General features: G+C 51.2%; 13 protein-coding genes. 10 read left to right on the top strand and 3 right to left on the bottom strand.

Annotated elements, in window-relative coordinates; genetic code table 11:
* Nucleotides 1-170 precede the first annotated feature (170 nt).
* Nucleotides 171-812 carry a peptide-methionine (S)-S-oxide reductase MsrA gene (gene msrA, locus AC3WS9_RS02720; RefSeq protein WP_492486571.1) on the top strand — a complete coding sequence of 214 codons (642 nt, stop codon included), beginning with the start codon at nucleotides 171-173 and terminating at the stop codon, nucleotides 810-812.
* Here msrA and AC3WS9_RS02715 read toward each other — a convergent pair whose 3' ends face one another.
* Entirely contained in the window at nucleotides 813-1,871 is a 1,059-nt protein-coding gene (locus tag AC3WS9_RS02715; RefSeq protein WP_492486569.1) for a LacI family DNA-binding transcriptional regulator, read from the bottom strand. It lies immediately after the preceding gene.
* A gap of 191 nt (nucleotides 1,872-2,062) precedes the next feature.
* Between AC3WS9_RS02715 and AC3WS9_RS02710 the strand changes: the two genes are divergently transcribed.
* The 7 genes from AC3WS9_RS02710 to paeA all read left to right on the top strand — a co-directional run bounded on the left by AC3WS9_RS02710 (nucleotide 2,063) and on the right by paeA (nucleotide 13,867).
* Nucleotides 2,063-3,217 carry a Gfo/Idh/MocA family protein gene (locus AC3WS9_RS02710; RefSeq protein WP_492486568.1) on the top strand — a complete coding sequence of 385 codons (1,155 nt, stop codon included), beginning with the start codon at nucleotides 2,063-2,065 and terminating at the stop codon, nucleotides 3,215-3,217.
* Nucleotides 3,218-3,233: 16 nt separating this feature from the next.
* On the top strand, nucleotides 3,234-4,412 hold the full coding sequence (locus tag AC3WS9_RS02705; protein ID WP_492486566.1) for a Gfo/Idh/MocA family protein: 1,179 nt from the start codon (nucleotides 3,234-3,236) through the stop codon (nucleotides 4,410-4,412).
* A 2-nt stretch (nucleotides 4,413-4,414) separates the two neighbouring features.
* Complete coding sequence (locus AC3WS9_RS02700) at nucleotides 4,415-5,482, top strand: Gfo/Idh/MocA family protein (RefSeq protein WP_492486564.1); 1,068 nt, start codon at nucleotides 4,415-4,417, stop codon at nucleotides 5,480-5,482.
* A gap of 11 nt (nucleotides 5,483-5,493) precedes the next feature.
* Complete coding sequence (locus AC3WS9_RS02695) at nucleotides 5,494-6,519, top strand: Gfo/Idh/MocA family protein (RefSeq protein ID WP_492486562.1); 1,026 nt, start codon at nucleotides 5,494-5,496, stop codon at nucleotides 6,517-6,519.
* 58 nt (nucleotides 6,520-6,577) lie between these two features.
* The gene (locus AC3WS9_RS02690; protein WP_492486560.1) at nucleotides 6,578-8,116 is read left to right on the top strand and encodes an MFS transporter; all 1,539 of its coding nucleotides are present in this window, start codon (nucleotides 6,578-6,580) and stop codon (nucleotides 8,114-8,116) included.
* A 604-nt stretch (nucleotides 8,117-8,720) separates the two neighbouring features.
* A complete protein-coding gene (locus tag AC3WS9_RS02685) occupies nucleotides 8,721-11,882 on the top strand; it encodes an SIR2 family protein (RefSeq protein ID WP_492486558.1) in 3,162 nt (1,053 codons plus the stop codon).
* A 647-nt stretch (nucleotides 11,883-12,529) separates the two neighbouring features.
* A complete protein-coding gene (paeA, locus tag AC3WS9_RS02680; protein ID WP_282493342.1) occupies nucleotides 12,530-13,867 on the top strand; it encodes a polyamine export protein PaeA in 1,338 nt (445 codons plus the stop codon).
* 74 nt (nucleotides 13,868-13,941) lie between these two features.
* On the opposite strand, the gene AC3WS9_RS02675 is transcribed toward paeA, so the two are convergent.
* On the bottom strand, nucleotides 13,942-14,148 hold the full coding sequence (locus AC3WS9_RS02675) for a DUF1107 domain-containing protein (protein ID WP_012015808.1): 207 nt from the start codon (nucleotides 14,146-14,148) through the stop codon (nucleotides 13,942-13,944).
* A gap of 321 nt (nucleotides 14,149-14,469) precedes the next feature.
* Between AC3WS9_RS02675 and AC3WS9_RS02670 the strand changes: the two genes are divergently transcribed.
* Complete coding sequence (locus AC3WS9_RS02670; RefSeq protein ID WP_282493341.1) at nucleotides 14,470-15,027, top strand: YtfJ family protein; 558 nt, start codon at nucleotides 14,470-14,472, stop codon at nucleotides 15,025-15,027.
* Here AC3WS9_RS02670 and cysQ read toward each other — a convergent pair.
* Nucleotides 15,021-15,761: a 3'(2'),5'-bisphosphate nucleotidase CysQ gene (gene cysQ / locus AC3WS9_RS02665; RefSeq protein WP_492486555.1), complete on the bottom strand. Its 741-nt coding sequence runs from the start codon at nucleotides 15,759-15,761 to the stop codon at nucleotides 15,021-15,023. The genes AC3WS9_RS02670 and cysQ overlap by 7 nt on opposite strands.
* A gap of 190 nt (nucleotides 15,762-15,951) precedes the next feature.
* On the opposite strand from cysQ, the gene AC3WS9_RS02660 reads away from it, so the two are divergent.
* Nucleotides 15,952-17,895 carry a bifunctional 2',3'-cyclic-nucleotide 2'-phosphodiesterase/3'-nucleotidase gene (locus tag AC3WS9_RS02660; RefSeq protein WP_285145738.1) on the top strand — a complete coding sequence of 648 codons (1,944 nt, stop codon included), beginning with the start codon at nucleotides 15,952-15,954 and terminating at the stop codon, nucleotides 17,893-17,895.
* The last annotated feature ends 71 nt before the right edge of the window (nucleotides 17,896-17,966 follow it).

Here is a 17,966-nt window from a genome sequence, read left to right as displayed (position 1 = left end):
GCGGCGTTTCACGGCATAAAAGCCCAAAACCCAATCTGTGGGTTGAAAAATGGCCGACAGGCCTAATATTTCTTATGTTTAAATCTAGACTCATTCAGCGTATTTATTGTGTTCAATTAAACGCTCCATGACAACCTTAACTGAAACATCGCTGCCCCGGAGGCCCAACCGTGAGTTTATTCGACAAAAAGCATCTTGTTTCTCAAGCAGATGCACTGCCGGGACGTAATACGCCAATGCCGGTCGCCACTTTACACGCCGTAAACGATCATTCGATGACCAACGTCCCGGACGGGATGGAGATCGCGCTGTTCGCGATGGGCTGCTTCTGGGGCGTCGAGCGCCTCTTCTGGCAGTTGCCGGGCGTCTACAGCACGGCGGCGGGTTATACCGGCGGTTACACGCCTAACCCAACCTATCGCGAAGTGTGCTCGGGTGAGACCGGTCATGCGGAAGCCGTACGCGTCGTCTACGATCCGGCGGTCATCAGCTACGAACAATTATTGCAGGTTTTCTGGGAAAACCACGACCCGGCCCAGGGCATGCAGCAGGGTAACGATCACGGCACGCAATACCGTTCCGCCATTTACCCGCTGACGCCGGAGCAGGACACCGCCGCGCGCGCCAGTCTGGCCCGTTTCCAGCAGGCGATGGTAACAGCGGGCGATAACCGCCAGGTCACCACCGAAATTGCCAATGCCACGCCGTTCTATTACGCGGAAGACGACCACCAGCAGTATCTGCACAAAAATCCGTACGGTTACTGCGGCATCGGCGGGATCGGCGTTTGCCTGCCGCCACAGCTGGCCTGATTACTGATCCAGCGCCACGCGAGCCGCGTGGCGCGTCGCATTGCTCACCGATCCAAAATCCATCACTTTGCCCTGCAGCAGCAGGTTAAACACCGACGCCTGCGGCCGGTTCAGCCGCGTTTGCAGGAGATGAACCGCCTCAATGCCCAGCTCGCGGCACGGCACCGTCACGCCGGTCACCGGCGCGTCCAGACGATTTTGCAGATTCCAGGTGAAATCCGTGGTGATAATCGAGATATCTTCCGGAACGCGCAGACCGCGACGCTCCAGCGCCCTGAGTACGCCTTCGGTCATGCTGGTGCTGTTGGGGAAAATCACCTGCGGCCATTGGGATTTGTCGTGCGCAGTAAGCCAGTCGTCGAGGGCACGCTCGGCCTCCTCCGCCGTAAACCACTCGGTCACCAGCAGATCGTTCTGCGGATCAAAAGGAACGTGAAAATGGCGATAGGCTTCTTTGATGCCATCGAGGCGGGCGTAGAGTGTCTCCCGACGCAGGCAGGTCATGGTCAGAATGCGGCGATGCCCCTGTTCAAACAGATGGCGCATGGCGGTAAATCCAATGGCCCGATGGTCGGGCGAAACGGAATCGAGGGTATTTTCCCGATCGATAGAATTAATTAACACGCAGGGTTTATTGAGGGTGGTGGCGAGTTTAAATATGGTGGAATCGTCGGTGCCAATAATAATGATCGCGTTAATATTCTTATGCCCGGCTTTTTCGAGAAATAATTTTACGTCCGCGCGCTGCTCTTCTAATCCGCAATAACTGATCCAGACATCATGCGGGGCGCTGGCCTCGGCGATGCCTTTCGTCACCTCAAGATAAAAAATATCGCCCCGCCCCTGAAAGGTTCTTTCGGGCGCAAACACCGCAATGCCATTAATCAACAGCCGCCCGCTCGCCATGGACGCCAGCACGCCGAGTTCCCGCGCAGAGCGCACGATGGCCTCGCGGGCCTTGTCGCTGGTATAGGATTTGCCGCTTAACACCCTGGAGACGGTACTGACGGAATAGCCCGTCAGCGCCGCGATTTCATCCATTTTTAGCTTGCCCGGCATAGTGTGACCTCGCTCGCATTCAGTTTTTGCAAATATTTGCAGAAACAGCCTGTTGATTTTAAAACCAAATTTTCAGAGCGTAGGCTTTTACTTATGCACCTTGCGAGTATTCTCACAAAAACACATTGTCGCTGCGGTTGGCCTTTCCTATTTTCCCCTCATCACTCTTTTTAACCCAATTAAGGTGTGACATGGAAAAGGTACGGTTTGGCATTATTGGCATCGGCAATATTGGCACGGTTCATACGCGCTATTTGCTGGCGGGCGTGGTGAAAGAGGCCTGCCTGACGGCGGTCTGCGATAACGATCCGGCAAAACATCGGGCGATCCGGGCACTCGTCGGCGAACCGGTGGCGCTGTTTAGCGATGCCGAAGAGATGCTCACCAGCGGGCTGATCGACGCGGTGATTGTCGCCACGCCCCACTACGATCATCCCCGGCTTTCCATCATGGCGATGCGCCACGGCATTCATACCCTGTGCGAGAAACCGGCGGGCGTCTACACCGCCCAGGTGCAGGAGATGAACACCTGCGCGCGCGAGTGTGACCTGGTGTTCGGCATCATGTACAACCAGCGCCCTAACCCGCTGTATCAGAAAGTGAAAGATCTGATTGAGAGCGGCGAGCTGGGCGAAATCCGCCGCTCCAACTGGATTATCACCAACTGGTATCGCTCGCAAAGTTACTACAACTCCGGCGGCTGGCGCGCCACCTGGAAGGGTGAAGGCGGCGGCGTGTTGCTTAATCAGGACCCGCATCAGCTCGATCTCTGGCAGTGGCTGGTCGGGATGCCCGTGCGTCTGCGCGCCTTCTGCCAGTTTGGCAAACATCGCCAGATTGAAGTGGAAGACGACGTCACCGCCTACGCGGAATACGCCAACGGCGCGACCGGGGTGTTTATCACCACCGTCGCCGAAACGCCGGGGACCAACCGGCTGGAGATCGCGGGCGATCGCGGCAAAGTGGTCGTCGAAGAGGGCAAGCTGCGCTACTGGCGGCTGCGGGAATCTGAAACCGAGTTCAACGCCCGCTGGCAAAACGGCTTTGGCGAGCCGGAGTGCTGGGAAGTGTCGATCCCCGTCGCCCCCGAGTGCAGCGACCATCACGTCATTACCGCCAACTTCTGCGCCGCCGTGCTGCGCGGCGAGCCGCTGATTGCCCCGGGGCTTGAAGGGATCAACGGCCTGACGCTCTCCAACGCCATGCACCTCTCGACCTGGACGGACGACTGGGTGACGCTCCCCCTCGACGAAAAACAGTATCTGCGCCTGCTCCAGCAGCGCACCACCACCTCTGTGGACAAAGAGGCCACCAGCCGCACTCTGGATGCCTCTGGCACCTGGTAAAACCGGAGAAATAACGATGTTAAAAATCGCCATCGTGGGAACAGGGAACATCTCGCATAACCATATTCAGAGCTATTTAGCGTTCGGGCAGCGCTGCCGCATCGTGGCGCTGGTGGATATCTACCCGGAAAAAGCGCAGGAGAAAAAGGCGCGCTACGGTCTGGAGCACGCCCGCGTTTACGAAAGCCACCAGCAGATGCTGGCCGCCGAAGCGGAAATGGATATCGTCGACGTCTGCACACCGCCCTACGTGCATGCAGACATCAGCATCGACGCCCTGAACGCCGGGTGTCACGTCCTGTGTGAAAAACCGATGGCCGCGTCGCTGGAGGAGTGCGACGCGATGATTGCCGCGCAGCAGGCCAGCGGGAAAACTCTGTCGATCATCGCCCAGAACCGCTTTACCGACGCCTTCTGGCGCTTGAAGGCGGCGCTGGATTCTGAACTGGCGGGGAAAGTCTGCCACGCGCAGGTGGACTCGTTCTGGTGGCGCGGCCACTGCTATTACGATCTCTGGTGGCGCGGCACCTGGGAAAAAGAGGGCGGTGGCTGCACCCTCAATCACGCGGTGCATCACATCGACGCCATCCAGTGGATGCTGGGCTTTCCCTCAGAAGTGGTGGCGATGATGACCAACGTCGCCCATGACAACGCCGAAGTCGAGGATCTGAGCGCCGCCATTTTCAAATACCCGAGCGGCGCACTGACGCAGCTCACCGCCTCGGTGGTGCATCACGGGGAAGATCAGAAGATCGTGATTCAGGGCGAGAAAGCGCGGATCTCCGCCCCGTGGGAGGTGTTCGCCAGCGTCAGCGCCGACAACGGTTTCCCGCAGGCCACCCACGATACCGCGCGCGAAGCGCAGCTGAACGCCGTGTTTCAGGAGACGCCCAAACTGGAGTGGACGCTGCACACCGGGCAGATCAACGACATGCTGTGCGCCGTCGAGCGCCAAACCGCCCCGCTGGTGGATGGCGTGCAGGGCAAACGCTCGCTGGAACTCATCACCGCCATCTATAAATCGTCCATCACCGGCAGCGTGGTGCGGCTGCCCATCTCCCGCGACGACCCGTTCTATCGCACCGGCGGCACCAACGTGCTCGCCCCGCGCTTCTACCAAAAATCTGCCAGCGTCGCGAACTTCAGCGAAGTCGGTGCCATTCCATTAGGCAAAAATCTGGACCAGGGGATCTGACCATGAACAAAAATGACGGCATGAATTACGCGCCCGTGGGCAAACCGCAGCCGGTGGTTAAGCCCGGCGAATTTGTCTTCGCGGCGGCGGCCCTCGATCACGGCCATATCTACGGGATGTGCAACGGGCTGATCGAGGCCGGGGCGACGCTGAAATGGGTCTACGATCCCGACCCGGCGAAAGTGGACAAATTTGTGCAGCAGTATCCGCAGGTGAAGGTCGCCGCCTCGCTGGAAGAGATTCTTGCCGACCGCGAGGTGCAGCTGGTCGCCGGGGCGGCGGTGCCGTCCGAGCGCTGCGCGTTAGGGCTGAAAGCGATGGCGGCGGGCAAAGACTATTTCACCGACAAAGCGCCGCTCACCACGCTGGATCAACTGAATGATGCCAAAGCGATGGTGGCGAAAACCGGTCGCAAATACGCGGTCTATTACAGCGAGCGCCTCCACGTCGAGAGCGCGGTCTTTGCCGGACAGCTGGTGCAACAGGGGGCGATTGGCCGCGTGGTACAGACCCTTGGCACCGGACCGCATCGCGAAGGGCAAGGCCGCCCGGAGTGGTTCTACGAGCGGCGCTATTTCGGCGGCATTCTGTGCGATATCGGCAGCCATCAGATTGAGCAGTTCCTGTTTTACACCGGGAACCGCGAGGCCACGGTGGTGGCCGCCCAAGCGCGGAATTTTAGCCATCCGCAGTATCCAAACTTTGAAGATTTCGGCGATGCGATGCTGAAAGGCGAAAACGGCGCCAGCGGCTACTTCCGCTGCGACTGGTTCACGCCCGACGGGCTTTCCACCTGGGGCGACGGGCGTCTGACGCTGCTCGGCACCGAAGGCTATATCGAGATCCGCAAATACGTCGATCTCACTCGCGGCAAGCAGGACGTGGTCTATCTCGTCAACAAAGAGGGCGAGTTCCGCTATCCGGTGGCGGGCCAGGTCGGCTTCCCGTTCTTTGGCGAGCTGATCCTTGACTGCCTGAATCGCAGCGAAAACGCGATGACTCAGGCGCACGCGTTCAAAGCGGCCGAGCTGTGCGTGAAAGCGCAGATGCTGGCGAACGCGGCGGATTAACGGGAGGCGCGATGAAAATGCTCAATGCGGCGATTATCGGCGGCGGCGCGATCCACACCTGCCACGTCAACGCCCTGCGCCAGATGCCCGGCGTAACCCTGCGCGCGCTGGTCGATATCGACAGTGAACGGGGTCTGAAGCTGGCGATGGCGTATCAGTGCCGCTTTTATCAGGACTATCGCGAAATGCTGCTCGACGGTGAGATCGACGTGGTGCACATCTGCACGCCGCATTTCGAGCATAAACGCATGATTCTGGCGGCCCTCGCGGCGGGCAAACAGGTGTTCTGCGAGAAACCGGTGGGGATGAACGGGGGCGAAATCGCCGAGATCGCAATGGCCGCGCAAAACGCGCCGGGCTTGCTTGGCGTGTGCTATCAGAACCGGCTCAACCCCACCAGCCAGCGCATTCGTCGCGAGCTGGCGGAGGGAGACCACGGCAGGATGCTGAGTATTAAAGCCGTGCTCACCTGGTCGCGATCGGGGGCCTATTACACCCAAAGCCCGTGGCGCGGGCGTTTTGCCACCGAGGGCGGGAGTTTGCTGATCAACCAGGCAATTCATACGCTCGATCTGATGCAGTGGTTTGCGGGCGGTGTGACGCGCCTGAAAGGAGTCGTCGACAGCGGCGAGCTGGCCGACGTGACGGAAGCCGAAGACAGCGCGATGGCGACGCTGCACTTCACCAACGGTGCGCGCGGGCTGTTTTACGCCAGCAACTGCCACACCACCGATTCACCGCTGTGGCTTGAAATCCACTGCGAAAACGCCACGCTGCAGCTGTTTGATAACGCCCTGTGGCGAATCAAAAACGGCGAGCGGATCAAACTGGTCAGCGACGCCTCACCCAACGGAGCGGCAAAAAGTTACTGGGGGCTGGGCCATCAGCACGCCATCGGTGATTTTTACGCCGCGCTCACGGATCCTGATAAAGCGGATTACACCGATATTCGCGAAGCCGGGAAATCACTCACCCTCGTGGAGGCAATATATCGATCATCCCAGATGCGGCAATGGATTGAGATAAATCAGCAGTGAATAAAAAACGGCCAGAAATAATCTGGTTCATAATAACCCTACTCTGAGTATCAATATTATGGTCAAACCAACTGAACGCAGGGTTGGTTATGATGTGGCCCTTGGCTACGGCATAACCGATCTGTTTGGCGGAGGCGCTTTCGCCATTATTGGCACCTGGCTGTTATTTTTTTATACCACCTATTGCGGACTGAGCGTCCTCGAAGCCGGTTCTATCTTTGCCATTGCTCGCGTCATTGATGCCGTATTAAGCCCGATCATGGGCTATATCACCGACAATTTTGGCGATACCTGGCTTGGGCGGAAATTCGGTCGGCGTCGCTTCTTTTTATTACTCAGTTCCCCGCTGATGTTCTTATATGCCCTGCTGTGGGTGACGGACATGGGCTACTGGTATTATCTCGGGACTTATCTGTCGATTGAATTATTGTCGGCGATGGTGCTGGTGCCCTGGGAGACCCTGGCCGCAGAGATGACCAACCGGTACGAAGAGCGTAGCCGCTTGTCCGGGGTGCGCATGATCTGCTCCCAGCTCGGCGGTTTTCTCGCAGTATCGGTGCCGGGCGTGATTATGCATTTCACCGGAAAAGATAATCCTTTCACCTACACTCTTACCGGATTCATTTTCTCCTGCGTCTTCTGTCTCGCGGTCTTTATTACCTGGCGCACGACGTGGGAGGCAAAAGATGTCCATCAGGAGTCTGATTTTAAAATAGAGACCCACCGCAGTAGCGGTTTACTCAATCACCTGAAATATCTGGTGCTGGATCTCTTCTCCGCGTTCCATATTCGCGCCTTCCGCTTACACATCATCATCTATATTTTCTCTTTTACTGCGATGGATGTGTTCGGTTCAGTTTTTACTTATTACGTGGTCTATTGCCTGAGCCAGGACGCAGCGGCGGTATCCGGCTGGTTAAGCGTTGCGGCGTTTGCCTCGGTGCCCGGCACCTACGGATTTATGCTGCTGTTAAACCGGCTGAATATTTCCCCGTCGGCGGCGCTGCGCATCTCTTACGGCTGTATCTTCTTCGTGCTGGCATTCTTGTTCGCCGTCTATTACACCGACACTCAGGTTCCTGCCCTGCTGTTTTCGGCGGTCTTTATTCTGCTGGGCGCGGCGCGTTCCGGGCTGTATTACATCCCGTGGAATATCTACAGCTTCATTCCTGATATCGACGAGATAGTCACCCAGCAGCGCCGGGAGGGGATTTTTGCCGGCGTCATGGTCCTGACGCGCAAAAGTACCGTTGCTCTGGCGATCATGCTGATCGGCGTGGTGTTGCAGGAGTCCGGATTCGTGAAAGGCAGCGGCGCGCAGCCTGAATCGGCGCTGTACGCCATCATCGGTCTGATGCTGTTCGCCACCTCCGCGCTGCTGGCGGTGAGTTTTATCACCACCTACAAGTTCAAGCTGACGCGCGAGACCCACAAGCTGCTGCTCAAAGAGATCGCCCGTCGCAAACTGGGCGGCGATTATCGCGACTGCGACGACCGCACCCGCGTGATCATCAAGCAGCTCACCGGCTATGAATATGACGAAGTCTGGGGCGGCAACGCCGCACGGCGACCGGTGGATAACGTCAGTCTCTCCTGACCCCAGGGCCGGGCGGCGCGGTCTGCCCGGCCTTTTTTTAGTCAAAATGTGACCTCTGGCGGATTTACACTCGTTTACGCTATACTACCCGCTGAAATAATCGGCTCAACGCTACGAGCCGATGTTCAATGTGTCTTCACACGAATGAAATCAACTTCCCTTCCGAGGATCTGGCGAGAAGCTGGATAAACTATGTTAAACAGCCATTTTGAATTCACTTTACTGGGGCTTTAAGTCAGTACTCGTAAGGGTTTGATAATAATTTATGTATTTTGACCTTAAGAGAAGCTGTAGATACGGTCAAGTTTGTATGTTTCGGTATACTGGAGTTGCTTATGAAAACTTTATACCCTTATTACCTATGATTGAACGGAGCGTGATGGTTCGCACACAACTACTTTAACATAACAATTCATATAACATCCTGATTAGTAATCAAAAATAAAGAAGTTCAGCTTTAATTTTTTGACGCATGTCTGAGCAAATGAGATTTCACAAGTAAGTTAAATTGATACATCTATTGGGTATCTCTATAGAAACTCATAAAAAGATCCCATAGAATCATTAGATAAGGAACAACCTCTAATACATAACAGGAATTACTATGGCAAACCGTTTTACATCGACTAAGGCCCTGTTAAGTGCTATTACGAAAAGCAAAAAACCGATAACAATTTTGCTAGGGTCTCCAGTCTCAACCTCAGATAGCCCTAATTCACCGGGAGTGTCATCGGTATCAGAAATTGTTGGTATGATTGAAGATACTATTAGAAAGGAGGAGTTATATGAAGATTTTATTGATGTAGTAACCTCCGAAAATTCAAATGAAAGGTATCAAGATGGTTTTGATTTTATAAAAAATTATTTAAGCCAAGATGTAGTCAATGAAATAATAAGTAGAGCAGTATTAAAAGCATACGATAAAAAAACAGAAACTTGGTATATACCAAGAGGCCTTAATGCTCTATGCAAAACTATATCAACGGGAGCCTTAAACATCTCCAATATAATAACTACAAACTTTGATCCTTTAATAGAAGAAGGGATTAAGAAACATGGAATGCATCCAATTAAAACAATTTTCCAGACAGATGGAAGCTGGAATCATTCATTTGACAAATTACCAAACAGTGTAAATGTTGTACATTTACATGGATTCTGGGAAGGCTCTGATACATTACACACACCAAAACAGTTAACAACAAAAAGACCTTTATTAAAATCATCTTTATCCCAGGTATTAAAAAACACGACTGTATTAGTTATAGCTTATGGTGGTTGGGATGATGTTTTTTTAGAGTCTTTAAGTGATATTGCATATGATTCAAATGCCAACGTTGATGTGATATGGACTTTCTATGAAAACGACGAATTGATAGTTCAAAAAAAATATGAAAAGCTATTATCAAATGTCAAAAACATAACACAGAGAGGTCGTTTTAGATCTTACTTCGGAATTGAATGCAATGATTTTCTATCTGAATTGCAATCGTTTACTGAAGAAAAAAAAGCAATAGATTTAAAAGAAACAGATTCAGGATCTTATAATACAAAAATCTCATTTGAAACAGTAAAGAGTGAAATAAAAAGTTTTATCATTGGAGATGATACCCAATCAAACACAGTATTTCCATACGAACCGATGTCGTTAAAAAGGTATCCAGCACATAAAAACATCAGGTTAGTTGAGCAAACACAATTCTCAGAAGAAATAAAGGTACATAAAGTAGTATCATTATCATCTGAATGGGGAACTGAACGGAATGGATTCATTTATTCGGTAACTGAAACTCCAACAAGCCCTTTGTATAAGAAACAAATTTATAATATTAATTTAGTTAACTGCCTTTCTATTGATGATGTTGATAACAGTTTTAAAGAGCGCTTTGGTCAAGGGCTTCAAAATTTTGTTATGCTTGCCGCAGAAGAAGAAAACATTACGCTATTACTTGAAGAGGTATCATCCCTAGATGAAATATCGTGGCAAATTGAATTATTAAAACTAATTGACGTTTTGTTGGATTACATTCCAAACCTAATGATAATAATTAGTGGCGATAACTCATTAGTACATTTAAACATACCGATGATCTCTTTAAAAGCATTAACTGAGCCAGATATTAAGACCTATATCCAAGAGCATCCTGAAGGCGATAATGATTACTTAACTCAAGCTTGCTTTGATTCAATTGTTCGTTTATCAGCTGGTTTACCATCAAGATTGAATAACATCTTAGTGCAGCTAAAAGTTAGTGGCATTGCAACGCTAATAGAAGATGAACATAACGAACGAATAGATTTCGAAGAATTTAATGAAGATGATCCAATTCCCGCTAGATTAAAAGAATCTCTATTAGGTTTTGTTAATAACAAAAATGATACTAAACATTATTCATTATTGAAAATTTTGTCAATTTTACAATATGGTGAAACATTTTCTAGGTTAAGACGATTTAATTCAAAATCACCTTTCACAACAGATGATTTCTTAACATTGTGTAATGCTGGGCTAATTAACACATCAGAAAAGGTCACCGTACTGAGTGATAGAGGTTTTACTGAGAAAGAACCTATCCACGTTATACATCCATTAGTTGGTATTTACATCAGGCAAGACATTGACCAAAAAGAATATTTTGACATTGTAAAAAAATACCTCGATATTACATTTGGTGATAATTGGATCAGTGGAGATATCAAATTTAATCAATCATCCTTACGATATTTACATGATTTCAATAAATCTGGCCCTGGAAACGCTCATATATTAATCTGTGCATATCTTAGAAATGCGGTTGAAAACGATGCTCGCAGAGAAATAAAAGCCACATTTAACCTTGCATTAGCATTCTTCAAATTCCTTGAAACCAATGACAGATACAGAGATTTAGTTTTTGCAGCAACGGAAGTCAAAGCTTTAATTAAAGAGTCATCAGAATTAATTCCTCTTGGGAGACTTCATTTTTCACTTGCCAAGGGTTTGAGAATGCTTGGCCATAGAAAAGCTTCAGTAGATGAAATGCTATTAGCTTTAGAACAACCAAGTTTATTCGAAAAGCATGAACTTGCTACTTGTAAGTTACAGATTGCTTTAGCATATTCAACTGAGGAATTTGACAATGATACAATTAAATATGCATTAGAAGTAAAAAAAATAAGCAAAAGCGATTCACCTCAATATACTCATGCCGAGCTTATTTTGGCTGAGAAGTCACCGCTCCAGAATAAGATCACTAATTTAAGAAAGGTTCAACGTAAAGCTGAAAGATTAGGTTTTAATGTTATAAAGAGCCAGGCTCTTTTAGCAATCGCGAAACTTCAAGAAGATAACATAGAGAATCCTAAACTGTATGATTCAGCTCTACGCAACCTTACAGATAGCTACTCAGTTTACAATGTAATAGTTCATAGAAATCTCTATTTCCTTGATCATAATTTGATTTCTGAAATCACCGATGCGGATGTTATGACCTTATGCAAGGCTTACTCATATTTTTATACTCAGAGGATTGACATCCAGCTTAAGAAAACACACCGCATCCTGTGGGCTGTTTTCGTTGACAGAAACGACAACGATAGTCTAATAAAGATGTTTCGTTATAGTTCATTCATATGGAGACTGAACAATGATAAAGAATCTGAAGAACGTTATGCGGGATTGCTCAGTATTATAGAAATGAATTTAGGTGACAATTATTTAACAGAATTAATAAAATACGCAAGAGTTCGTATTAAGATACTAAAAAAGTCGATGACTGAGGCATAAGATATCGAAAGGATATATGGCTATACACTAGGCATATATCCTTTCTTCTTCCTTCCGAAATATAACTTCCACACAAAGCAAAAAAATAAGCCCTCCCATAATCCCATAAATTTTCTCGCTCAAAAACTGCATGTTTTTTTTCACTATGCACTTCACTACTCTTTGCCCAATCAATAATAACTACCTAATAAGCTTTATGCATAATTAAAAATAATAGTCGATTCCTACACCTCCATTCTTTTACTGGCACAATCGAATTGTAAGATACAGTACTCAGCCACATTCTTGTCCTGTGTCCGTAGCCTAACTCAGAGAAGTTTACCTAGTAATCGACGCTGCCACATAAAAGAGCGTTCAGTGGAAGCGACTCTGTCAAAAAACGCACATTTTGCAGTATAAAGATTAGATAAAGATCCAGTAAAGATTGCATGAAAACCCTTTTAATGAGAATAATTCCCATCAACTCCCAAACACAACACTTATCGGTACATAAAAGTCAAAATGTGACCTCTGGCGGATTTACACTCGTTTACGCTATACTACCCGCTGAAATAATCGGCTCAACGCTACGAGCCGATGTTCAATGTGTCTTCACACGAATGAAATCAACTTCCCTTCCGAGGATCTGGCGAGAAGCCGGATAAACTATGTTAAACAGTATTTTAGTAATACTTTGTCTTATTGCCGTCAGTGCATTTTTCTCGATATCTGAGATTTCGCTGGCCGCCTCCCGCAAGATCAAACTTAAACTGCTTGCCGACGATGGCAATCTCAATGCGCAACGCGTCCTGAAAATGCAGGAAAATCCCGGTATGTTCTTTACCGTGGTGCAAATCGGTCTGAACGCGGTCGCCATTCTCGGCGGTATCGTGGGCGATGCGGCCTTTTCTCCGGCTTTTTACAGCCTGTTTTCTAAGTACTTCGCGCCTGAACTCTCCGAGCAGCTGAGCTTTATTCTCTCCTTCTCGCTGGTGACCGGCCTGTTCATCCTGTTCGCGGATTTAACCCCGAAACGCATCGGTATGATTGCGCCAGAAGTTGTGGCTTTGCGCATCATCAACCCGATGCGCTTCTGCCTGTACGTGTTCCGTCCGCTGGTCTGGTTCTTCAACGGCCTGGCGAATACCATTTTCCGTCTGTTTAAGCTGCCGATGGTGCGTAAAGATGACATCACTTCCGATGATATCTACGCGGTGTTTGAAGCCGGTGCGCTGGCGGGTGTGCTGCGTAAGCAGGAACATGAGCTGATCGAGAACGTGTTTGAACTGGAATCCCGTACCGTACCGTCCTCCATGACCGGGCGTGAAAACGTGATTTGGTTTGATCTGCACGAAGACGAGCAGAGCCTGAAAAACAAAGTGGCCGAGCATCCGCACTCTAAGTTCCTGGTGTGTAACGAAGACATCGACCACATCATCGGCTACGTCGACTCGAAAGACCTGCTGAACCGCGTGCTGGCGAATCAAAGCCTGGCGCTGAACAGCGGCGTGCAGATCCGCAATACCCTGATTGTGCCGGACACCCTGACGCTCTCCGAAGCGCTGGAAAGTTTCAAAACCGCCGGGGAAGACTTCGCGGTGATCATGAACGAATACGCGCTGGTGGTGGGGATCATTACCCTGAACGACGTGATGACCACGCTGATGGGCGACCTGGTCGGTCAGGGTCTGGAAGAGCAGATCGTGGCGCGCGATGAGAACTCATGGCTGGTAGACGGCGGCACGCCGATTGAAGACGTGATGCGCGTGCTGGATATCGACGAATTCCCGCAGTCAGGCAACTACGAGACCATTGGCGGCTTCATGATGTTTATGCTGCGTAAAATCCCGAAACGTACCGACTCGGTGAAGTTCTCCGGCTACAAATTCGAGGTGGTGGATATCGACAACTACCGCATCGACCAGCTGCTGGTGACGCGCATTGATAACAAACCGACGGTCCTGGTGCCGAAGCTGCCGGACGCGGAAGAGAAAGTGTCGGCGTAAGCGCCCCACAAATATCAACGGCTCCCTCGGGAGCCGTTTTTTTTATACTGCTTTAACTACTGCATAGCACGCGGTTAAGCCATCTCAGTTTGCAGACGCATAACCTGTCGGTTGACTTCGGACATCACAGAATAGTGCTGTTTGTCCTTAACTTTCGGGATAAGAATTTTGCCCTTATCAAATTCGAAAGCGCCAACATCCTTGATGTACAAACGTCCTCGGAACAGGATCTTCACGTACTTCGCCACCTGAAGCGGGTTGTAGCGTTGGAAAATTTTCATTCTTGTATCTCCTGCGAATCATACGCTCTTGCGGCGCCACAATCGGGCCGACTGTCCTGAGCGCAAATTTATTGCTCAATGACTATAGACCAGAAAAACGTTGATACCCAGTATGCATAAGTTTATTTACCGTTTGATTACAATTATTCAGAACATTCTTTGCATAGCGTTTCACAAAACAGTATAAGCCTTCGTTTTTTTACGGTTATGTGCGTTCACCCGCAAACTGGCATTCGGATTGCGGGAAAAGCCGATTGATCGCACTTATGATTAAACCGTAAGACCAAGTGGTCGGATCACCTGCAACTATAAGGAAACACCATGACCCTTCGTAACATCCTGGCCGCAGCCTGCCTGTTACTGCCGATGATGGCCTTCGCGCATAACATTGAAAATGGACAGCGTGTGCCACCGATCGGTATCGCCGATCGGGGAGAATTGATTCTCGACAATGATAAGTTTAGCTATAAACCCTGGAATAGCGCGCAGCTCGCGGGGAAAGTGCGAGTGGTGCAACATATTGCCGGTCGCACCTCGGCAAAAGAGAAAAATGCCACTCTGGTTGAAGCGATCAAGTCCGCAAAATTCCCTCACGACCGCTACCAGACCACCACCATTGTGAACACCGACGATGCGATCCCAGGCTCGGGCATGTTTGTGCGCAGCAGCCTGGAGAGCAATAAAAAGCTCTATCCGTGGTCGCAGTTTATTGTCGACAGCAACGGCGTGACGCGCAAAGCCTGGGGGCTGGAAGAGGAGAGTTCAGCGATTATCGTGCTGGACAAAGCGGGCCGCGTTGAGTGGGCGAAAGACGGCGCACTGACGCAGGAAGAGGTGCAGCAGGTTGTCGCCCTGCTGCATAAATTGCTCGGTCAGTAAATCGAGACCCGAAAGCCCGGATTTAAGAACGACTCGCGCGGGGTATAGTCCAGCGGCTTACCCTGCCAGTCGTGAACGTGTGCGCCCGCGGCGGATGCCACCGCGTGGCCTGCCGCCGTATCCCAGACGTTGGTAGGCCCAAAGCGCGGATAGAGCTGTGCGTGCCCTTCCGCCACCAGACAGAATTTCAACGATGATCCTATCGACGTGGTCTGGTGTTCGCCGATTTGATGCAGGTACTCCTGCATTTCGCCGTCGCTGTGGGAGCGGCTAATCACCACCAGAGGAGGTCGCGCGTCACGCACCTGGATCTGCTTGCGCGTCCCGCACTCCTCTTTCCACGCCTTGCCTTCTGCGGCGCTGTACAACACCTTCAGCACCGGGGCGTAGACCACGCCCAGCACCGCTTTGCCTTTTTCAATCAACGCGATATTGACGGTAAACTCGCCGTTGCGCTTGATGAACTCTTTGGTCCCATCCAGCGGATCCACCAGCCAGTAGCGCTGCCAGTGCTGGCGCACATCCCAGCTCTGGGGATCTTCTTCAGACAGCACGGGGATATCCGGCGTCAGGGCCTGTAGCCCTTTCAGGATCACAGCGTGGGCCGCGAGATCCGCCGCCGTCACCGGGGAGTCGTCGGCCTTGCTGACGACATCCATCGGCTTCGCGCCATCGTAGACCTGCATAATGGCCTCACCCGCATCCCGTGCGAGCTGACAAATTTTCTCTAACATTCTCCACCTCTTTGTTATCGCAGTGGTCATAACTCTTTGTTTTAGTTATATCGTATTGTAAACAATTCCGCTATCTGTGAAGCAATTCTGGTTTCACGGCGCTTTTTTCTGGCAGGATTCACACTTCTGTAAGCAACAAAATGTACATACATATTCTTTTGTGGCTTGGATCGAAAAAAGGACTCCTCTGATGATTAAGTTTAGCGCAACGCTCCTGGCGACGCTGATTGCCGCGAGCGTGCAGGCAGCGACGGTTGATCTCCGCATTCTGGAAACGACCGACCTGCACAGCAACATGATGGACTTCGATTACTACAAAGATACCCCGACAGAAAAATTCGGACTGGTACGCACCGCAAGTTTGATCAACGCCGCGCGCGGCGAAGTGAAAAACAGCGTGCTGGTCGATAACGGCGACTTAATTCAGGGTAGTCCGCTCGGGGACTACATGGCCGCGAAGGGGCTGAAAAAAGGCGATATTCACCCGGTTTATAAAGCGTTGAATACCCTGGATTACGCCGTCGGCAACCTCGGTAACCACGAGTTTAACTACGGGCTGGATTATCTCCATATGGCGCTCTCTGGCGCAAAATTCCCGTACGTTAACGCCAATATCATCGACGTTAAGACCAATAAGCCGCTGTTTACGCCGTATCTGATCAAAGAGACCGAGGTCGTCGATCAGGACGGTAAAAAACAGACGCTAAAAATCGGCTATATCGGGTTTGTCCCGCCGCAGATCATGACCTGGGATAAAGCCAATCTCTCGGGCAAAGTGACCGTCAACGACATCACCGAAACCGCGCGCAAGTATGTGCCGGAGATGCGTGAGAAAGGGGCCGATCTGGTTGTGGTCGTGGCGCACTCGGGCCTTTCTGCCGATCCGTATCAGGCGATGGCCGAGAACTCCGTCTATTACCTCAGCGAAGTGCCGGGCGTTGACGCCATCCTGTTTGGCCATGCGCACGCGGTCTTCCCGGGCAAAGATTTCGCCAGCATTAAGGGCGCGGATATCGAGAAAGGGACGCTGAACGGCGTGCCGTCGGTGATGCCGGGCATGTGGGGCGATCATCTGGGCGTGGTGGATTTGGTGCTGAACAACGACGGCGGAAAATGGCAGGTGACGCAGTCGAAGGCCGAAGCGCGCCCGATTTACGACGCGGCGGCCAAAAAATCGCTGGCGGCGGAAGATAAAAACATTCTGAACGTGCTGAAACACGATCACGACGCCACCCGCGAATTCGTCAGCAAACCGGTCGGGAAATCCTCCGACAATATGTACAGCTATCTGGCGCTGGTACAGGACGATCCCACTGTCCAGGTCGTGAATATGGCGCAGAAAGCCTACGTTGAGCGCTTTATTCAGGGCGATCCGGACCTCGCAAAACTGCCGGTGCTGTCGGCTGCTGCGCCGTTCAAAGTCGGCGGACGCAAGAACGACCCGGCCAGCTACGTGGAAGTGGAAAAAGGCCAGCTCACATTCCGCAACGCGGCGGATCTCTATCTGTATCCGAACACCCTGGTGGTGGTGAAAGCCACGGGCAAAGAGGTGAAGGAGTGGCTGGAGTGCTCCGCTGGGCAGTTTAACCAGATCGACGTTCACAGCAGCAAGCCGCAGTCGCTGATCAACTGGGACGGTTTCCGCACCTATAACTTCGACGTGATCGACGGCGTGGATTACCAGATTGATGTTTCGCAGCCCGCGAAATATGACGGCGAGTGCCAGACGGTGAACCCGCAGGCGGAACGCATTAAGAATCTGACCTTCAACGGCAAGCCGATCGACCCGAACGCGGTGTTCCTGGTGGCGACCAATAACTATCGCGCCTACGGTGGGAAATTCGCCGGAACCGGCGATAGCCATATCGCCTTTGCGTCACCGGACGAAAACCGCTCGGTGCTGGCGGCGTGGATTGGCGAGCAGTCGAAGAAAGATGGCGCGATCCATCCGGCGGCCGACAATAACTGGCGTCTGGCCCCGATTCAGAGCGATACCAAACTGGATATTCGCTTTGAGACGTCACCGTCAGACAAGGCGGCGGCGTTTATCAAAGATAAGGCGCAGTATCCGATGAAAAACGTCGGTAACGACGATATTGGGTTTGCGATTTATCAGGTGGATTTGAGCAAGTAGCGTTGTTGTGCCGGGTGGCGGCTACGCCTTACCCGGCCTACAAAACCCGCAAATCGCGCCGAAACTGTAGG

Source organism: Lelliottia sp. EB106-05-01-XG201, assembly GCF_058791735.1.
The sequence above is the reverse complement of the archived record's forward strand: the minus strand, read 5'-3'. Positions and strand labels throughout refer to the sequence as shown.